Annotated in this window: 13 protein-coding genes and 1 pseudogene; 5 read left to right on the forward strand and 9 right to left on the reverse strand. The window is 67.9% G+C overall.

Annotated elements, in window-relative coordinates; genetic code table 11:
* Positions 1–130: 130 nt before the first annotated feature.
* The 8 genes and pseudogenes from BVC93_RS32185 to BVC93_RS33410 form a co-directional block, all read right to left on the reverse strand.
* Positions 131–721 (reverse strand): DUF4226 domain-containing protein, encoded by a 591-nt coding sequence (locus BVC93_RS32185; RefSeq protein WP_083741763.1) that lies wholly within the window; start codon positions 719–721, stop codon positions 131–133.
* Between the two features lie 156 nt (positions 722–877).
* Entirely contained in the window at positions 878–2,662 is a 1,785-nt protein-coding gene (locus tag BVC93_RS32190) for a hypothetical protein (RefSeq protein WP_083741764.1), read from the reverse strand.
* A gap of 138 nt (positions 2,663–2,800) precedes the next feature.
* Positions 2,801–4,069 carry a DUF7373 family lipoprotein gene (locus BVC93_RS32195; protein ID WP_083741765.1) on the reverse strand — a complete coding sequence of 423 codons (1,269 nt, stop codon included), beginning with the start codon at positions 4,067–4,069 and terminating at the stop codon, positions 2,801–2,803.
* Positions 4,054–4,545: an Rv0361 family membrane protein gene (locus BVC93_RS32200; RefSeq protein ID WP_083741766.1), complete on the reverse strand. Its 492-nt coding sequence runs from the start codon at positions 4,543–4,545 to the stop codon at positions 4,054–4,056. Before BVC93_RS32200 ends, BVC93_RS32195 begins: the two co-directional genes overlap by 16 nt.
* A gap of 75 nt (positions 4,546–4,620) precedes the next feature.
* Complete coding sequence (locus tag BVC93_RS34585; protein ID WP_083741767.1) at positions 4,621–6,414, reverse strand: serine/threonine-protein kinase PknH/PknJ; 1,794 nt, start codon at positions 6,412–6,414, stop codon at positions 4,621–4,623.
* Positions 6,415–7,569: 1,155 nt separating this feature from the next.
* Positions 7,570–8,468, reverse strand: a pseudogene (locus BVC93_RS34375) (serine/threonine-protein kinase); the annotation flags it as partial.
* A 4-nt stretch (positions 8,469–8,472) separates the two neighbouring features.
* Positions 8,473–9,120: a helix-turn-helix domain-containing protein gene (locus BVC93_RS32215; protein ID WP_157517368.1), complete on the reverse strand. Its 648-nt coding sequence runs from the start codon at positions 9,118–9,120 to the stop codon at positions 8,473–8,475.
* A 6-nt stretch (positions 9,121–9,126) separates the two neighbouring features.
* A complete protein-coding gene (locus BVC93_RS33410) occupies positions 9,127–9,285 on the reverse strand; it encodes a hypothetical protein (RefSeq protein WP_157517369.1) in 159 nt (52 codons plus the stop codon).
* Between the two features lie 289 nt (positions 9,286–9,574).
* On the opposite strand from BVC93_RS33410, the gene BVC93_RS32220 reads away from it, so the two are divergent.
* Positions 9,575–10,618 carry a sensor domain-containing protein gene (locus BVC93_RS32220; protein ID WP_083741769.1) on the forward strand — a complete coding sequence of 348 codons (1,044 nt, stop codon included), beginning with the start codon at positions 9,575–9,577 and terminating at the stop codon, positions 10,616–10,618.
* A gap of 49 nt (positions 10,619–10,667) precedes the next feature.
* Here the strand turns inward: BVC93_RS32220 and BVC93_RS32225 are convergent, their stop codons facing one another.
* Positions 10,668–11,750, reverse strand: a complete 1,083-nt coding sequence (locus BVC93_RS32225) for an FHA domain-containing protein (protein WP_083741770.1) — start codon at positions 11,748–11,750, stop codon at positions 10,668–10,670.
* Between the two features lie 284 nt (positions 11,751–12,034).
* On the opposite strand from BVC93_RS32225, the gene BVC93_RS32230 reads away from it, so the two are divergent.
* From BVC93_RS32230 to BVC93_RS32245, 4 genes are all read left to right on the forward strand, one after another.
* Positions 12,035–13,048 (forward strand): sensor domain-containing protein, encoded by a 1,014-nt coding sequence (locus BVC93_RS32230; protein ID WP_083741771.1) that lies wholly within the window; start codon positions 12,035–12,037, stop codon positions 13,046–13,048.
* Between the two features lie 80 nt (positions 13,049–13,128).
* A complete protein-coding gene (locus BVC93_RS32235) occupies positions 13,129–14,583 on the forward strand; it encodes a neutral zinc metallopeptidase (RefSeq protein ID WP_083741827.1) in 1,455 nt (484 codons plus the stop codon).
* 25 nt (positions 14,584–14,608) lie between these two features.
* Positions 14,609–14,953 carry a DUF1877 family protein gene (locus BVC93_RS32240; RefSeq protein ID WP_083741772.1) on the forward strand — a complete coding sequence of 115 codons (345 nt, stop codon included), beginning with the start codon at positions 14,609–14,611 and terminating at the stop codon, positions 14,951–14,953.
* Between the two features lie 304 nt (positions 14,954–15,257).
* A complete protein-coding gene (locus BVC93_RS32245) occupies positions 15,258–15,722 on the forward strand; it encodes a WhiB family transcriptional regulator (RefSeq protein WP_083741773.1) in 465 nt (154 codons plus the stop codon).
* The last annotated feature ends 597 nt before the right edge of the window (positions 15,723–16,319 follow it).

A 16,319-nucleotide genomic window follows, 5' to 3' on the forward strand; every position in this document is an offset into this window, starting at 1 on the left:
AGCCGAGTTTTCCGGGGGTTGCATCGTGATGACGGTGGGCGGTGTGGGTGGCGGGATGAGCTTGATGGGCTCGCCGGTGGTCGGCGGTGGCGGCTGAGTCCACGTCGTGGACGTCCCGGCCCTCCAGCTGTTATTCGGTGAAGTCGCGCAGCGGGATCGGCAGGCTGGGCTCCGGCGTGGGCTCTGGCGAAGTTGGGACGGTTGGCATGTTTGGCAGGGACAGCGGGGCGCACCCCCAGTTTGCCATGGTGACGGTCCCATCGCCGTCGTCTCCAGGGTCGGGCCGGCGGCGCTCATCGAATGCTGTCGTGGCGGTACCGCGCCCAGCCTGAAGCGTCTCATAGCCGACCCCAAGATTGTCAGCATCGGCGGCGAAGTGCTCGGCAGCACGCTGATTGGCTGCCTGAACAAGTTGTGTTTCGGCAGCTTTCGACTCCAGGAACCGGATCAGTTGTAGACGCTCTGCTGGTGTGTCCAAACTGGGTTGTAACGAGTTCACCCCGGCGACGATTTCGCGGTGGAGCTCAGTGAGCCGGACACGTCCGTCAGCGTCTGCCATCTGCACTTGGTGAACAACTGAGGCTCGTTGGTCATCGGGGCCTGCCGCTGCGGCACGCGTCTGCCGAAGGTGACGGTCGGCGGTGGCCGCCGACTGCGCTGCCCGGCCGCCCCAGGACGCCGATGCCCACGCGTCATCGGATTGAGCCTCAACCTGTGCCATGCGCCTGACGATAAAAGGTGGGGGTCACAGGGCCCACCAGCAACACAATGTTCGACGCGAGGGCTTGCGGCGTTTGCACTCAACGCACATGCGCGTACTACCCGCGTCCGACGGCAGGAGGTTTGATCGGCGGTTGGAGTGCGACTTTTCGGAAAGTTAGTGGGACTGGTGTCTCAGGAATCCCTGCACCGAAAGTTGGGCGACCATCGCCGCTAGGGCGGTGTCGCCACGCTGGTGCAATACGTCTGCCACCTCGTGGGGTTGACAGCGCAATGCCCGGGCGAGTTCGTCGGCGGGGGAGCCGTGTGCATGACCGAGCAGGACGTGCAGGCGTTGGCGCGGTGGCCGATTCGCGCCGCAGGGGTGGGCTTCTACGGTTCCATGTTTGCGGTTGAAAGCCAGGACGAGGGTGTCCCCGAGCTGAGATTTGAGGTGCTCGGCCAGTCGGCGCAGTGATCCCAGACTGGCTCCACTGACCGCGGACACCCGCCAGAAGAGGGTCAACGGGTCGGGTGTGCCGGTGAAGACGCGCTCCTGACCGGGATCGACGCCGAGGGCGGTGGCGACCGCGGGATGGACTGTCTGGCCGGATCCCCGCAGCAGGTCGACATCGACGGTGATAGCGAGGCGTATCTCATTGTCCCCGTTGAGGAAAACCCCTCGGACTGTCTGGGGCGGCGAGACGGTCGGCCACCCATCGGCGTCGGTGCGTAGGCGTACGTGGCCGTTCTCGGTGACGAACGCGGGAGCACCCAGATAGCTCACCAAGGACTTTTCGGAGATGTCTGGGAAGGTCAGCTTCATGTCGCGGAGGAGGGCTTTGACGTTGTGTGATCCGCCGTTGGTGGCGATGCGGTTGGTGAACTCGGCGAAGATGCCGCCGTACTCGGTCAGGCCCCACTGCCGCAATGCCCACAGTTGCTTGGTGGTGCGACTGAACCGTTCGTCGTTGAACAACGCGTGCCGTATCACGTGGGGGTGGTAGTCGGGGCCCATGGTGGCGGCGATCAGGTCGGCCGAGGCGGGGGCGGCAGAGACATGAAGGACGGCTTCGGCCTTGTCGGTGATCGTGGTTCCCCAGCGCACCCAGCGGTCGGCGAAGCGCCGTAGGTGGGGTCGGCTGCGCAGGATACGTTCAGCCATGGGTGCGGGGACGCCGAGCGGGGCCAGTTCTGCGGTGACGTCGCGTGTCGTGAGAACTCCGCGCAGCGCGAAGGCCTCGGCGAGCACGCCTTCGGCCTGGGTGAGGGCGTCGGTGTTGGCGCGTTCCAACCACGGGCCGTTCGGTGTGTAGGGTCCGGCGACGTGCAGCAGCAGCTGTCCGGATTCCGTTGTGAGGTCGAGATCGAGGTTTTTGAGCTCCTGTTCGGCGACAGTGGGCTCGGTCAGCGGTCCGAGGTGCTCACTGAGTTGCGCAGCGTGCCGGCTCACGGCAGCGTGGACCGGCTGGGCGAGCAGATGTTGGAAACGCTGGTAGGCGTGCGGTGTGTGCCGTTCCACGTTGATGGGCGAGACGCCGAGGTGCTCGGCGGTCTGCCGAATCGTCAACGGCTGTAACGCCCATCGCCGTGCCGATAAGAGGCGGCGGTCATAGTCGTCGAGCTGCTCGAGCATCCTGGTGACGGCGGCCGCCGCGTCGGTGTGGTCGTCGAAGGGCGGTGCCTGGGCCAGGGCGACGGCCTCGCGCGCCGCGGTAACGAGTGCACGGACGGTGCCGATACCAGCCTTCGGCCAACCCAGCAGCGAGGTGATCGTTTCCTCGGCCAGATCAGCCCACACGACGAAACGCTCGGCATACAGCTTTTCCGCGCGACCGGGTATCCAGTGATACGGGATCGCGCTGTCGGCGATCTCCTCGAACCCCTCGATGAGGCGGCGCAGCGGCGTATCAGTGCGGAACCGGTTCTGCTGCCACCAGGTTGCCGCCGGATCGTCGCTCATGAGCGGTGATCCCCACGGGCGGCGGGCTGTGCTCGGCGTCGGCGGTCAGCCACGCCCTGCCGCCAGGCGGTGTGAGCGCTCATAGGGTTCATTGTCGCAGTGCCCGGCGGGTGTTGCTGACACAGCTTTCGGGGTGATTCAGGAGCCGCGGAGCATCAGGTATTGGGCGGCGACTTGCTGGTGGGCAGTATTGAGGTCGCGGGAGGAGGCCGTGAAGACATACCGGCCGAATGTGGCGATGCACTGGTAGCGGGCAAGCCCGCCTGCGCCGACGCTGCTACCGCAGTGGCTGTCGGGTAGGCCCGGCACTCCCGCGGCCTCGGCTGCGGCGTTGTCGCCCAGTTGTCCGGCGAGCGTGGCTGCCGCGGCGGGATCGCTGCTCTGGTACACGGTGGTCAGTGCAGCCGACACGACATCGACACCAGCATCGGTGAACGCTGCGCCCGCCGCCATCGGGTCGGCCTGCAGGTGCAGCGCGCCGTGAGCGTCGAAGGTGCCGCTGGCCAGAGAAGTTGGGTCGGTGGCCGCGACGGTGCGGGCCGCGAGGCCGGTCGGATCGCGCGGCAGCGCGACCAGCTGGTCGGCAGGGGTGGGGGTGAAGGTGTCGAGCCGGGCGCGCTGGTCGGCGAGGGTGTCGGCGACGAGCGCGACCGCGGCGTCGGGATCGGTTGCGGTGCGGGCACTGTGGACAAGGACGAAGGGTCCGCGGGCGGTGATCAGGATGGCTTCGTGCACGGTCTGGGTGCCCTCGCGGAAAGTGAGGAGGGCGGCGGAGGCGTCGGGGGCGGTGGGAACGGGGACGGTGCGGATGGGTTCGATGGGGATGGGGTCACTGCTGTCGGTGCGTACCAGCATGGTCAGGGTGCCGTCGTTGAGTCCGGCGGCGACGCCGGCGGCGGTGGTGTCGTCGGGGAAGCGCAGCAGCGTGTTGCGCAACCGGGTGAGGGTGTTGGGGTGGGCGGCCCAGCGTTCGGAGCTGAAGGCGACCAGCATGGTGGTCAGGTTGGGGGTTGTGTAGGTGGTGGTGGGGTAGATGACCGAGCCGAGTTCGGAGGGGTTGGTGATCAGCGCGGCGGTCGCGCCGCCGCTGCGGGTCAGGGTGGGATCGATCTGCCAGGGGCCGGTGACGGCGCCGGCCATCCGGCGTCCTTCGACGAGACGCCCGTCGGTGTCGGTGCCGGCCACACCGGCGGGCGGGGCTGCGGTGGTGGGGTAGCGGCCGGGTTCCAAGGCGGCGGGATCCTCAGGCATGGTGGTGGTTACGGTCGCAGCGGCGGCCGAGGGCGCGGTGGTGGGGGTGCCCCCGGTGTTCGTGGAGGTGCACGCACCTACGACTGCGGCCGCGGCGAGCAACGCGGTGGCCTGCCGCCGCCGCCGGCGGGCGCGGCTGGTCAGTAGGCCATGCATACGGCCCAGCCGTCGTCGCCGCGGGTCAGGGGCAGGTCCACGGTGGCGGTGCCGGTGAGTTCGTTGGTGTTCTCGGCGGTGACGACCGCGGTGTCGCCGGTGATGGTGACGGCCTTGACCGCCATGGTGGTCAGCCCGGCCGAGGCGCGAGTTTGGCGGACGGAGTCCATGATTGAGCCGGTGAAGCGTTCGCGCATGCTCGGGCACATCAACGCTTGATAGGCCGCCCAGTTCTCGCTGTTGTAGGCGTCCTGGAACGCGGACAGGGTGTCGCGGATCTGCTGCTCATCGCTCGGCGGCGGCGGCGGCGGTGGCGCTTCGGTGCTGGTGGTCGTGGGAGCCGCCGGTGCAGTGGCGGCAGTGGCAGCGGTGGTGCTTTGCTCGGCGCTGCTGCCGTCGTCGGAGCTACATCCCGCGATCACCGCGACCATAACAGCGGCAACGCCGATGCCGGCAAACCGCGACAGTCTGGTCATGATGGCGATACCCCCGAATCAGCCCTGATGAACGAACCCTGCGTGGAGCGTAGCAACGGATCTGCTGCAGCGTCGTCACCCGGTGGGGAGGCGCTCGGACAGGGCATTGATGAGCGCCACGACATCATTGCTGCCGTCCGTGCGGCATTGCCGGACGTCGAAGATCACGTTGCCGCGGGTGGCGGCGCCGCGCTGGCATGCGGCGCCGTCGGTGCGTAGGTCCATGACGAGGACGCCGGCGGTGGTGACCGGCGGGGTGAACGTCCACGTGCGCGGCGGGCTTTGCGGTGCGGTGATGGTGACCGATCCCGCGGACGCGCAGGCCGCCCAGCGTCGTTGTTGGCGCAGCATGAATCCGGCGACCGGCGGGGTCACGGTGACGGCAGCTTGGACGATGCCGTCCTGCCAGGGTTGGGCATGCAGCGCCCGCAGGGTCTGCACCGCCGCTCCGGTCACGGTGTCGCGGTCGGCGGCGGTGTCGCCTTCAAAGGAGACGGGTTGTGCCGGGGACCAGCCGGAGACGCATTGGGGATCGCTGACCGTGGAGGGGTCCACGGTCACGTCGCTGGTGTCGCTGTCCAGCGTCAGCGCGGCGCCGGTGAGGGCCGTCAGTTCTGTTGCCGGGAGCAGGATCTCGCGCAGAGCGGTGGGTGGGATGTCGTTGGCCGGGTGCTGCGCGGTGGTCGGCGCGGCGCCCGGCGTCGGCGCAGTGCGCGGAGTCGGTGCGGCGGCCCGCGCGCCGGTCGACTCCGTGGCGGTGCCGGAATCGGCGGCGTCGGTGGTGGAGGACTCTGGCCAGACGGCAATCGCCCCGGCGGTCACGACCGCGACCGTTGCGGTCGCCGCGGCGGTGAGCAGGGCGGTGCGTCGGCGCGGACGTGATGGCGCGGCGCTGGGCGGGGGCGGCGCCGATGCAGCGGGGTGGGCCAGGCGGGTGCGGGCGCCGCCGTGGCGGCCTTGATCCCACCACGGCCCCGCCGGCGGCGGTTCTGCACCTGGAGGTGTTGGCACCGCTGTGGTGGAGCTGACCTGACCATTGGTGATGGCGGCGGTGGCTGCGGCGGCCAGTGCCGCGGCGCTGCGGTAGCGATGCTCGGGCTGCTTGGCCATCGCGGTCGCGATCACCTCATCGAAAGCCGGCGGCAGCGACGGCACCGACGCGGTAGGCCGGGGTGGGGCAGTGGTGAGGTGGGCCATCATCACCGCGGCCATCCCATTGGTGGTGGGATAGGGCGTTTTGCCGGTCAGTAGGCGGTACAGCGTGCAGCCCAGGGAGTAGATGTCGGCGCGGCCGTCGAAGGGGTCGCCGGCGAGGACTTCCGGTGCGGCGTAGGCGAACGTCGCGACTACCGAACCGGTGGCCGTCAAGCCGAAGTCGTCGAGGGCGCGGGCAATGCCGAAGTCGCCCAACAACACTCGTTCTTCGGGTCCGGGCGTTCCGGAGAGGAGGAAGTTGGCGGGTTTGACGTCGCGGTGCACGATGTTGCGGGAGTGGGCGTAGTCCAGGGCCGCAGCGACCTCGACCACGATGTGGACCGCGCGTGCGGCGGTCATCGTCCCGCAGCGTAGGGCGGCGTCGGCGTCGGTGCCGTTGACGAACTGCATGGCGATCCACAGTTCGCCGGTGTCGGCTTGGCCGCGGTCGTAGACACCGACGACGTTGGGATGTTCCAGATTCGAGGCGACGTCGGCTTCCCGTAGGAATCGGGCGCGGAAATCGGGGTCGCGGGACAGCTCAGAGGACAGCACTTTCAGCGCGATCTGGCGGGGCAGGCTGGGGTGGTCAGCGAGGTAGACCGAGCCCATCCCGCCTTCACCGAGCAACCGGTGGATGCGGTAGCCGGCGAGCACGCTGCCGGGGGTCAGCATCGGCGCACCCAGCTTGCGGGGCGCCTGTCGGCGCGCCGGTGCGGTGCGCGGGAGGTGGCGCAGTTCATCGCCGCACTGTACGACGCGGCGGACGGCACCACGGTGTTAGCTGGCGACGGTGAACAGCATGGGCGGCGCCTTGGTCAGGTCGACGGTGCCGTTCACCTGGAAGGGGATGGTGTAGGTGGGGGAGCCGGAGGTGGCTTGGCCTTCGGCGGGGAATTGGGCGGGTCCGCCGCTGTAGGTCAGGGTCAGTCGCTGGGCATCGAACTCGGTGTTCACGGGTCGCAGGTCGCCGGCGCCGGTGATTTTGGTGGTGCCCGGGACGATGTTCGGCGGGGTGTTGTCGGGTGTTCTGCCGATATCGGGGCACCCGATGCCGGAGGTATTGCCGCTGTAGCACTTGAACGCCCAGAACGTGACGGCGGAGTCAGCTTCCATGCGGCCGGTGTCGGTCAGGGTGACCTCGGGCGTGATCGCCGCCCGTCCGGGTGGCAGCAGCCGGTCGAGCAGCAGCGGCGGCGCGTCGGCGGTGATGTCGACGGCGTTGATGCTGGAGCCGACGCTCACCGCACCCGGAAACAGGGTGGCTGTCGGGCTACCACCGAGCGGTATGTCCCAGACGGTGGTCACCCCGAGTAAGGGACTGCCTGGGTTGGCTACGGCGACGTCGGCGGTGATGCGGGGCAGCAGCCACCGATCCCCGTGGTGTTCGACCCCGATCTGCACCTGGGAACGTTGACCGCCGAAGGTGGCGGCCAGCAGCACCTGCTGCACTTGCGCTGGATCATCGCCCGGCTTGGCCGGGGCGCTGGTGACCGAGATCTGGCTGATGGGTGCAGCGTTGAGCTGGCTGGCCAGCACGTCATCGGTGAGGAACCGGGTATCTGCGGGGGCGGTGACCACGAGATCCAGGGCAGCGTGGGCGTCGCCGGCGGCGAGTGCTTCCAGGTATTGCTGGCCGACTGTGCGCGCCGCGTCCTGGTGGGCGAGCTCCTGTGCGGTGGGTTCGGTGTCACCGGAGATGAAGACGAATCCTGCGACGACGGCGACCACCACGGCCACGGCCGCGGCGACGCCGGCGGCCAGGCGCCCGCGGCGTCGTGTCGGGCGTGGTCGGGGCGCCGGCGGCAGGCCGGGCTGCGGTGACGGTGGCGGCGCGGCGGCGGGGATGGGGGTGGCGTGCTGCGTCGGTGAGGAGTGCTCGGCGAGGTGGTACAGGGTGGCGCTGAGGTGGTGGGCGAACTCGCGGCAGCTGGGGAAGCGGTGTTGGGGGTTTTTGGCCAGGGCGGTGGCGAAGACTGGGTCCAGGGCGGCCAGGTCGGCGCGCCGCTGCCCGGGTAGCGGTGGGGCAGTGTGCAGGTGTGCGCTGATCACCGCCACCGGGTTGGAGTGCGGAAACATCCGGGTTCCGGTGAGCAGGTGAAAGGCCGTGGCCGCCAGCGCGTACTGGTCGGCGCGGCCGTCGATGGCCTCGCCGAGCAATTGTTCGGGCGCGGAGTAGGTGACGGTGCCGACGGTCATGTTGGTGGCCGTCAGACCAGAGACGTCGCCCGTGGTGCGCGCAATACCGAAGTCCGTCAACAATATTCGGCGGGCACCGCGTTCGTCGGCGTTGCTGAGCAGAATGTTGGCCGGTTTGATGTCGCGATGCAGCAATCCGCGGTGGTGGGCGTAGTCGAGGGCATCAGCGATGGCCGAGACGATGGCGGCGACCTCCGGTAGCGGCAATCCGTGCGGGTAGCGGTCCCGCAACAGCGCCAACAGGTCGGTGCCCTCGATGTACTCCATCGAGATCCACAGTCGGCCGTCGTATTCCCCGCGGTCGTGCACGCCGACGATATGCGGGTGGGACAGGCCCGCGGCCATGTCCGCTTCGCGCACGAACCGGGCCCGGAAATCGGCGTCGGCCGACCAGTCGCCGCGCAGGACCTTCAGCGCTTCGTGTCGCGGCAGGCGAGGGTGCCGGACGAGATAGACCTCGCCCATCCCCCGGCACCGATCTCGCGGATGACGGTAAACCCGGCGAATGTGGACCCTGCGGCCAGTGACATGGCATTACCCCCGGACAATGGTGGACAGAAACTGTGTCAACGCTGCGGCATGCGCGGCCGCGACGGGCTGGTCGTTCTCGGCCGCAACGATGGCCTCGACGGGAACAGCGGTGAACGCGGCGATGTCCTCGATGCTGAGATCGACGGTGTGGCGGGCGGTGTAGAGCTGTTGGCCGAGGGTCGCCCCTGGGGACAGCGCAGCGCGCGCCATGGTGGCGGTGTAGAGCCGGTGCAGCTGCCCGAGGCCGGCGACCGCCGCCGGCTCCCGCGTGAACCGCGAGAGCTCGGTGGCGACCATCCGCAGCTCCCGCAGCTCGGCCAGCACACCGGTCACCTGGTCGGTGAAGCCGGGCGCGCTCGGCGCCGGTAAGGCGGCACAGAGTGCGGTGAGCAGTCGCAGCGAAGAGTGCACCGTGCGCAGCGGTAACGCTGCCGCGGAGTCTGCCGGCACCGCAGGACCGCGCGGGACAGACTCCGACGGGCTGGGTGACGATGTGTTGTAACGGATCTGGGCGAGGGTGCCGCGCGGGCAGTCGAGGAGGTCTTCGAGTTTGGCCAACGTGTCCTCGCGTGGCCAGCTACGGCCCTTCTCGAACGCCACCAACGCTGCGGGACTGAGCACCTTGACCTCTCCGACCTGACGTTGGCTGATTCCGAGTTACGCCCGCCGGGCGGCGACGAACTGCCCGGCACGCAGGATGCCGGGATCACCGCTGACCAACGGAGCACCGAGCCGGCTGGTGTGCTCGGGCAGCGGTTCAGTCGCCGAAGTGTCCCTCGACGTCCATACGGAGGTGACCACCGCCGCCTTTCCCACCCCACGACCTCCCACGTCCGCTTACCAGTGCGTTACAGTTTTACCATAGCTTAGCGCTAGTTTCTCTAGAACGTGGTCTTGATCGGCGCGCAGGACTTCGCGCGAAAACTGGCGAGTGAGCGGCGTTAACGCAGGCGCCGACCGGCTCTCACGTCGCCGCCCTTGTGCGGGCGGGCTCGCGCCCGAACGGCGAAGTGTTCAAGTTGTTCTATTGCATAGCGCCGCGCACAGTGGTTGACTGTCGATCCAGTTCAACAGAAGCGCACCTGAGTACCGGAGGGTCCTACCTATGACCGACGCACCATCGCCGCAGGATGATCGTCGCGGTCAGCGCGGCGCCTCGGCCGACCACCGCGACTGTTCGCCGGGGCCGTCTACCCCTGACGCCCCGACACAGGCCGCGGTCCCTGGCCCCGATCAGCGATATCGCCGCGCGGCGGAGGACACCCGTGACTGGTACCCCGCCGGCAGCCCTCCCGGTGGCCCCCCGTACGCACCCCAGCCGCCGCTAGTAGCGCCGTGGGATGCTGCGCCGCAGCACAACCCGCGGCGCAGTAGACGTGTTCGCCAGAGCGTCGTCGCCGCCGGCGCCGTCGTGGTGATCGCGGCCAGCGGCCTTGCGGTGTATGCCGCGACTGGGGACCGCACCACGATCGCCGGTACCGCGACCACGGTCTCGGCCACCGCCGCTGCCCCCACCAGCACGCCGAGGCGCACACCGAGGCCGACGCCGGCCCCACCGCCGCCTGCACCGATGGTGGCCACCGAGGACCTTGAGCGCCTCCTCATTGATGACGCCGCGCTCAGCGAGCTGGTCGGGGTGTCGCTGGCTCCGGATTTCGCTCCGGTGAATACCACGATGTCGATCGAGGCCACCGACAACCCGCAGTGCCGGGGTGCGCTCACGGTGGCTGCCGAGCCTGCCTACGGGGAGTCCCGCTGGATGGCGATCCGCCGGCAGACCAGCCGCAACCGCGACACTAAGCGTTCGCTGGTGCAGGCGGTGGTGAGCTACCCCAGCGCGCAGGCGGCCACCGCCTATGTCGAGGCCCAGGCCCGCACCTGGAGGATCTGCGACGGCCAGATCATCTCGTTTGACCCCGACACCAATCCGCTGCCGATTCGCATCCACTCGGTGCGCTTCGACGACACCGGCCTCAGCGCGGTCGCCACCTCAGAAACTCAGGGGTCCAATTGTTTCCGTGAACTGAGGTCTGTGGCCAATGTGGTGATCGACACCGCAGCCTGCAATCCCGCCACGGTGGCTGCCGCGGAGGGGGCCGACGACGCTGAGCGCGTGGCCGCGATGATCGCCGAACGTATCCCCGGATGAACCCCGGGGCCGGTGCCCACGCTCCCGTAGGGCCAGGAGCCGGTGGTGGTTAGGGCGCGGTGTTGGCGACGAACTGGGTCAGCGCGTCGAGGTGGGCGCCCTCGAGTGGCTGTTCGTGTTCGGCGGCCACGACCGCGGTGGTCGGGACGGCCGTGATGGCCGATACGTCGTCGACGCTGAGTTCGAGGGACCGCCGGGTGGCGTACAACCGTTGGCCCAACGTGGCCCCGGGTGACTGCGCGGCGCTCATCATGATGTCGGAGTAGAGCCGGCGCAGCTGACCCAGGATGCGCACCAGGGCCTGTCCGGCACCGGCGCGGGACAACTCGGTGGCCACCAGCTGCAGTTCGCGCAGTTCACCCAGCGCCGCGGCGGCGCGGGCGGGAAAGTCGGGGTCACTCGGTGCCGGCAGCGCCGCACTGGCGGCGGTGAGCAGTCGCAGCGAGGATTCCAGCGCCCGGATCGACAAGGCCGCTGCGGCGTCCATCGGTACCGCAGCTGCCTGCAGCACCGGAATCGACGGGCTCGATACCGGTGTGCTGTAACGGATCTGAGCCAGCGTCCCCCGTGGACACTGCAGCAGGTCCTCCAGCTTGGCCAGGGTGTCATCCCGGGGCCAGCTGCGCCCCTTCTCGAAGGTCACCAAGGCGGCCGGACTGAGAACTTTCTTCGCCCCCACATCGCGTTGACTGATACCGAGTTCTTGGCGGCGAGCCGCCACGTATTGCCCGGTGCGCAAGATGGCGGGGTCCACTGCGGCCAGTGAAGGGTCCAGGTGGGTGGTGGCCTCCTCCGGTTCGACCTCCTGCGGGGGGACTGCAAGATCGGTTGTCGCTGGTTGCAGATGCACCGGCACGCCCTGCGGGTCGCCCAGCATCAGGGTCACCGGCCGGTCGATCACCACCGTCGAAATGCGCTGGCCATCGAGGTACACCCCATTGCGGCTCGCCAAATCCGTGACATGCCAACGGTTGCCGGCAGCACTGAGCCGCAGATGTGACCGGGAAATCCGAGTGTCGTCGAGGTAAATCTGGGCAGCCTGATCCCGCCCGATCACCACATCACCGTCGGACGGGTCCGCCGTGTGGCGGACACCATTGACGTCGATCACCAGCCTGGTCGCAGACTCCACAGCTCGTCGTGTCCTCTCGCCCCGACCCGTTACGGAACTCGCACAAGTTCAACTTGATCATACCACTCGTCGAACCACTCGACGGCTTACGGTGATCCATCTTTGCCAGGGCAGCCCGCGATATCGCACCGCCCGCCGAGCGCGCGTGCTTTCGATGTTTGCGCAGGCAGATCGGCCGCAAGCGGATCCAGATGCGCGCGAATCAGTTTGACTGTTGCGTTGAGCTAGTTATTGTGTAACGCTATGGGCAAGTTAAACAATAACGCCCCATCGGGAGGACGACCATGGCCGACAGCGCCGCAGGCTGGGACACCCACCGCCACGGACAGCACCCCACGCCGCAACCGGTGTACGCCGGTTACCCACCCGTGGCACCGGGCAGCGCAGAAGACCGCACCGAGGTGCTGGCGGCCACCGCACGGGCCGGGGCCAACCGCCCGAGTGATCCCACCCAGCACCCCCGGCCGGCGCCGATGGGCCCCGCCGGATACGCCCCGCCTGCTGCCCCCTACGGCCCGGCCGCGACACGCTATCCCTACGCCTTTACCGCACCGGCGCCGAGGAAACGCCCGATCTCGCTGCGCCTGTACGGCATTGGCGCCGCGGTGGTCATCGCAGCCGTCGCATCGGCCGCCATCGCCATGGGCGCCGGCGCCGACAGCACCGGCAGTGAGGCCACCGCGAGCCAGCCCGGATCCGGTTCGGCCGGCGCACCGGTCGCCGCGCCCATGATCGGCACCGCTGATCTGGAGGGGCTGCTGCTCGACAACGCCACCCTCAACGACGAGCTGGGGATGGCACTGGAACTGCGGGACATGCCCGGAGCCACCACGATGTACACCGACATCGTGGACCGGCCCCAGTGCATCGGCGCCGTCGTGCCGGCCAGCCGCGAAGCCTACGCCGACTCCGGCTGGATCTCGGTCCGCAAAAGCATGCACACCGGCGTCGACACAGCGCACAGCTCAGTGACCCAGGCCATCGTCAGCTTTCCCACCGCCGATCGCGCGACAGAATTCATCGCCGCCCAGACCCAGGCCTGGCAGTCCTGCGACGGGCAGACCGTCGCGCTGGATCCCGACGACGACCCCCTGCCGGTGACCGTGGCCTCCGTCGGCAGCGACGGCATCACCGTGACGGCCATCGCCTTCCCCGAAGGCACCTCGAACAGCGGCTGCGACCGGGCCCTGCGCGCCGAAGGCAATGTCGTTGTCGACGTGCAGAACTGCGGCGCCCAGCCCAGCCAGAACGCCGCCCGGGTTGCTGTCCTCATCGCCGAGCGGACCGCGGCGTCATGAGAACCCCGCGCAGCGCGGACCGCACCCACGTGCGCCGCAACCCCGGCGCCGGTCGCCACACCCAGCAAGGACCCACCACAATGCAATGCGGCACCACGCCCCGACGGCGATGGATCTCGACTGCCACAGCGTTTCTCACGATCCTCCTCGCCGGCTGTTCCTCAACTACCGGAGGACACGCGGTCTCCCCGCTGACCGATCCTTTCCGGGTCGGCGGTCTGCCGGCCGCCGACGGCCCCAGCGGTCCCCGCGACAACGCCCCCGCCCCCGAGGGGCAGATCGCCAACACCGACAACGGCCCTATCGACCAGCTGGCGCTGCTGGGCATCAACGACGTCGAAGCGTTCTGGCAGGAGCACTACGCCGACATCGCCGACGGCACCTTCCAACCCGTCGAAACACTGCTGTCCTATGACTCGGAGGACCCGCTCAGTCCACGCGCTTGCGGAATGCCGACCTACGAGATGATCAACGCCTTCTACTGCATCCCGCTGCACGGCATCGCCTGGGACCGCGGCGTCCTGTTCCCCGTCGGGGAGAAATTCTTCAGCGATATGGCCGTGGTCGCCGTGCTCGCTCACGAGTACGGTCACGCCGTACAGCAGAGCGCCGGCCTGGTGGACGAATTCACGCCGACCTTGGTGGCGGAGCAGCAAGCCGACTGCATGACCGGCATGTATCTGCGCACCGTCGCCGAAGACCAGTCGCCGCGCTTCACGTTGAGTACCGGCGACGGGCTCAACCGCGTTCTGGCCGGCGCGATCGCGATGGCCGACCGCCCCTTGGGGCCCTTCGACGCCGATGACGTCGACGACGGGCACGGCAGCGCCCTCGACCGGGTCAGCGCCCTCCAAATGGGTTTCACCACCGGCGCCGACGCCTGCACCGCCATCGACCTCACCGAAATCGAGAACCGCCGCGGCGACCTGCCTGTCGTAATGGAGGTGGCCGACCTCCTCGACGGCGGACAACGCGAACTCACCGGCGACCTCATCGAACAACTCGCCGACCAGCTCTACACCATTTTCAACCCCGCCCGCACACCTGCACTAAGCTTCAGCGCGTCCGAGCAGCGCTGCCCCGACGCGGCAGCCGTCACCCCCGCCGGATACTGCCCGGCCACCAACACCCTCACGGTCGACCTCGACGGGTTACGCGAGATGGGCGCAGTCTCCGACCTCGACAACTACACCCTGCAGCAAGGCGACTTCTCCGCCTTGTCTGTCGTCATCTCGCGTTACGCACAAGCGATACAACACGATCGCGGCCTACCGCTGGACACCGCCATGGCGGGCCTGCGCACGGCCTGCCTCACGGGCGCGGCGCACCGAGCACTGACTGCCGACGCCGCAGCCAACGGTCTCACACTCAACGCAGGCGACATCGACGAAACCGTCTCCGGACTGCTCACCAACGGCCTGGCCGCCAGCGACGTCAACGGTGCCGCCGCCCCCGCCGGCTTCACCCGCATCCACGCCTTCCGCGCCGGCCTCAGCGCCGACACCGGAACCTGCTACCAGCAGTTCACCGATTGAGTTACCCAGCACGAAAGGCACCGCCATGGGACCCGTCACCAGCCTCGTCCGCGCAACCCGCGACCAACTCGACCACCTCACCGCCCACCCCGACAACATCAACGAGTTCCTCCTACATGACGAGCGACGCGCACCGCCCTCCGGATACCTGGACAAGTCCGTCGACATCATCCAGACAGCACTGGACGCCTCAGCAGTGAACGTCACATCGTCACCCGCAACATTCCCCGGTGAGCCAATAGCCACTGAACGCGGAAGAACCGTTTTCGCGATCTACCCCGACAAGATCCGGACCATCGCCGATGCTGTCGCAGGCCTCTCCGGGAGGAAATCGGCTCCAGACTCCACAAAAGCCAGCGAGACTACGTAATGCACTACTACGACAACCTCATTCGCTTTCTTGAACACGCCGCCGCGCATGACTACGGCGTCCTCATCAGCCACGGGTGACACTGCCTGCCAATCGACTCATCACAACCGCCACGCTTCGATCCCGGAGCCACCCCACCGCTTCGGTGCAACCATCGTTCACAGGGTTGTGACTCACGGCTGTCCTGCGACCGTGAACTTCTCAGACGTCCCCTCACCAACTTCTGCGCCAGCGGGAACGTCATAGCGCCCAAAATGCCGTCGAATGAACGCATTTCGGCCCGCACCTGAAAGGCGAACACAGGATGCCCTCAAACCCGGATGGCGCAACAGCCGCCTCAGCCGCGCTGGGATACCTTCTCAACACCATCACCACCCGACTCTTCGTGTCTGACGAGCCCACACCCTGTCAGCAGTACATTCCCCGCACCGAAGGCCCCGACACCTGGTTCGCCGGCGGCGGCGACCTCACCCGCATCCACGCCATCGCACAATGTCGCACCTGCCCCTTCATCGGCCGCTGCGGCTACAACGCCATACTTACCGGAGCTACAGACGGCGTGTGGGGCGGAGTCTTACTGCCAGGCAACAACCCCCGCCGCGCTGCCCTCGAACACGCCTATCACCGCCTTCTTTCCCAGTTCGAGACCCGACGACACATCGAACTCGGCCGCGCCCCAGTTCCAGCGCTACCCGCTGCGCCAGGCCGGAAACGAGCGCGACGGACGGCGCGCCCGAGCGCCATCAGTCCAACAAAGACCGCAGGGTGAACCTGGGCAGCACACTTCGCACCACCCCGAGCGGTCAAGCTCGACACCCCTCTCAGAGCGGCGGCACACACGCGAAAAGTTGGCACCCATCTGGTGAGGTCGTCAGATCAATAGCGATCGCTCACCGCGCAAGACCGGAGGACTCACCATCACAAAGTGACTGTGCGCGAAAGCGTGTCCCCAGGCAAGCTGACACATCCCCATCCACAATTTCGCGCAGGCGTGCCCCGGCCTACGGGCGATGTCACTGCAACCACCGGCCCAGTCGTCTCTGATCAGTATCTGCACTCGATGCGAAACATGGATCTACCGGTTGTCAGTGACCGATTTTCGCCCGTGCGGTTTCCTGAGGCCCGGAGCTGACGAGGGTCGAGTGGGCGCTGGCCTGTCTCGATCCTCGGGCCACTGGCTCGACAAACACCATCACCGTCGCAAGCCGACTACATAGACGGGAGTTCGCCGTAACCAATCTCATCGACAGCAACAACAACCGCTGTGACTTCCCGAGTTTAATGTCCAAATCCCAACTCGAATGTCCAGTCGATGTCCAATTGGACATCAACCTCAATCGACAGCAGATGCTTGAGCTCTCTTGCA

Origin of the sequence: Mycobacterium sp. MS1601 (assembly GCF_001984215.1) — a bacterium.
GTDB lineage: Bacteria > Actinomycetota > Actinomycetes > Mycobacteriales > Mycobacteriaceae > Mycobacterium.

Coding starts and splice junctions, on each gene's coding strand:
- BVC93_RS34585 (WP_083741767.1), bottom strand. CDS start 6,414: ATGCTGACCCCCGGCAGCGTGCTCGCCGGCTACCGCATCCACCGGTTG.
- BVC93_RS32185 (WP_083741763.1), bottom strand. CDS start 721: ATGGCACAGGTTGAGGCTCAATCCGATGACGCGTGGGCATCGGCGTCC.
- BVC93_RS32240 (WP_083741772.1), top strand. CDS start 14,609: ATGGGACCCGTCACCAGCCTCGTCCGCGCAACCCGCGACCAACTCGAC.
- BVC93_RS32230 (WP_083741771.1), top strand. CDS start 12,035: ATGGCCGACAGCGCCGCAGGCTGGGACACCCACCGCCACGGACAGCAC.
- BVC93_RS32235 (WP_083741827.1), top strand. CDS start 13,129: ATGCAATGCGGCACCACGCCCCGACGGCGATGGATCTCGACTGCCACA.
- BVC93_RS32245 (WP_083741773.1), top strand. CDS start 15,258: ATGCCCTCAAACCCGGATGGCGCAACAGCCGCCTCAGCCGCGCTGGGA.
- BVC93_RS32190 (WP_083741764.1), bottom strand. CDS start 2,662: ATGAGCGACGATCCGGCGGCAACCTGGTGGCAGCAGAACCGGTTCCGC.
- BVC93_RS32200 (WP_083741766.1), bottom strand. CDS start 4,545: ATGACCAGACTGTCGCGGTTTGCCGGCATCGGCGTTGCCGCTGTTATG.
- BVC93_RS32195 (WP_083741765.1), bottom strand. CDS start 4,069: ATGCATGGCCTACTGACCAGCCGCGCCCGCCGGCGGCGGCGGCAGGCC.
- BVC93_RS32220 (WP_083741769.1), top strand. CDS start 9,575: ATGACCGACGCACCATCGCCGCAGGATGATCGTCGCGGTCAGCGCGGC.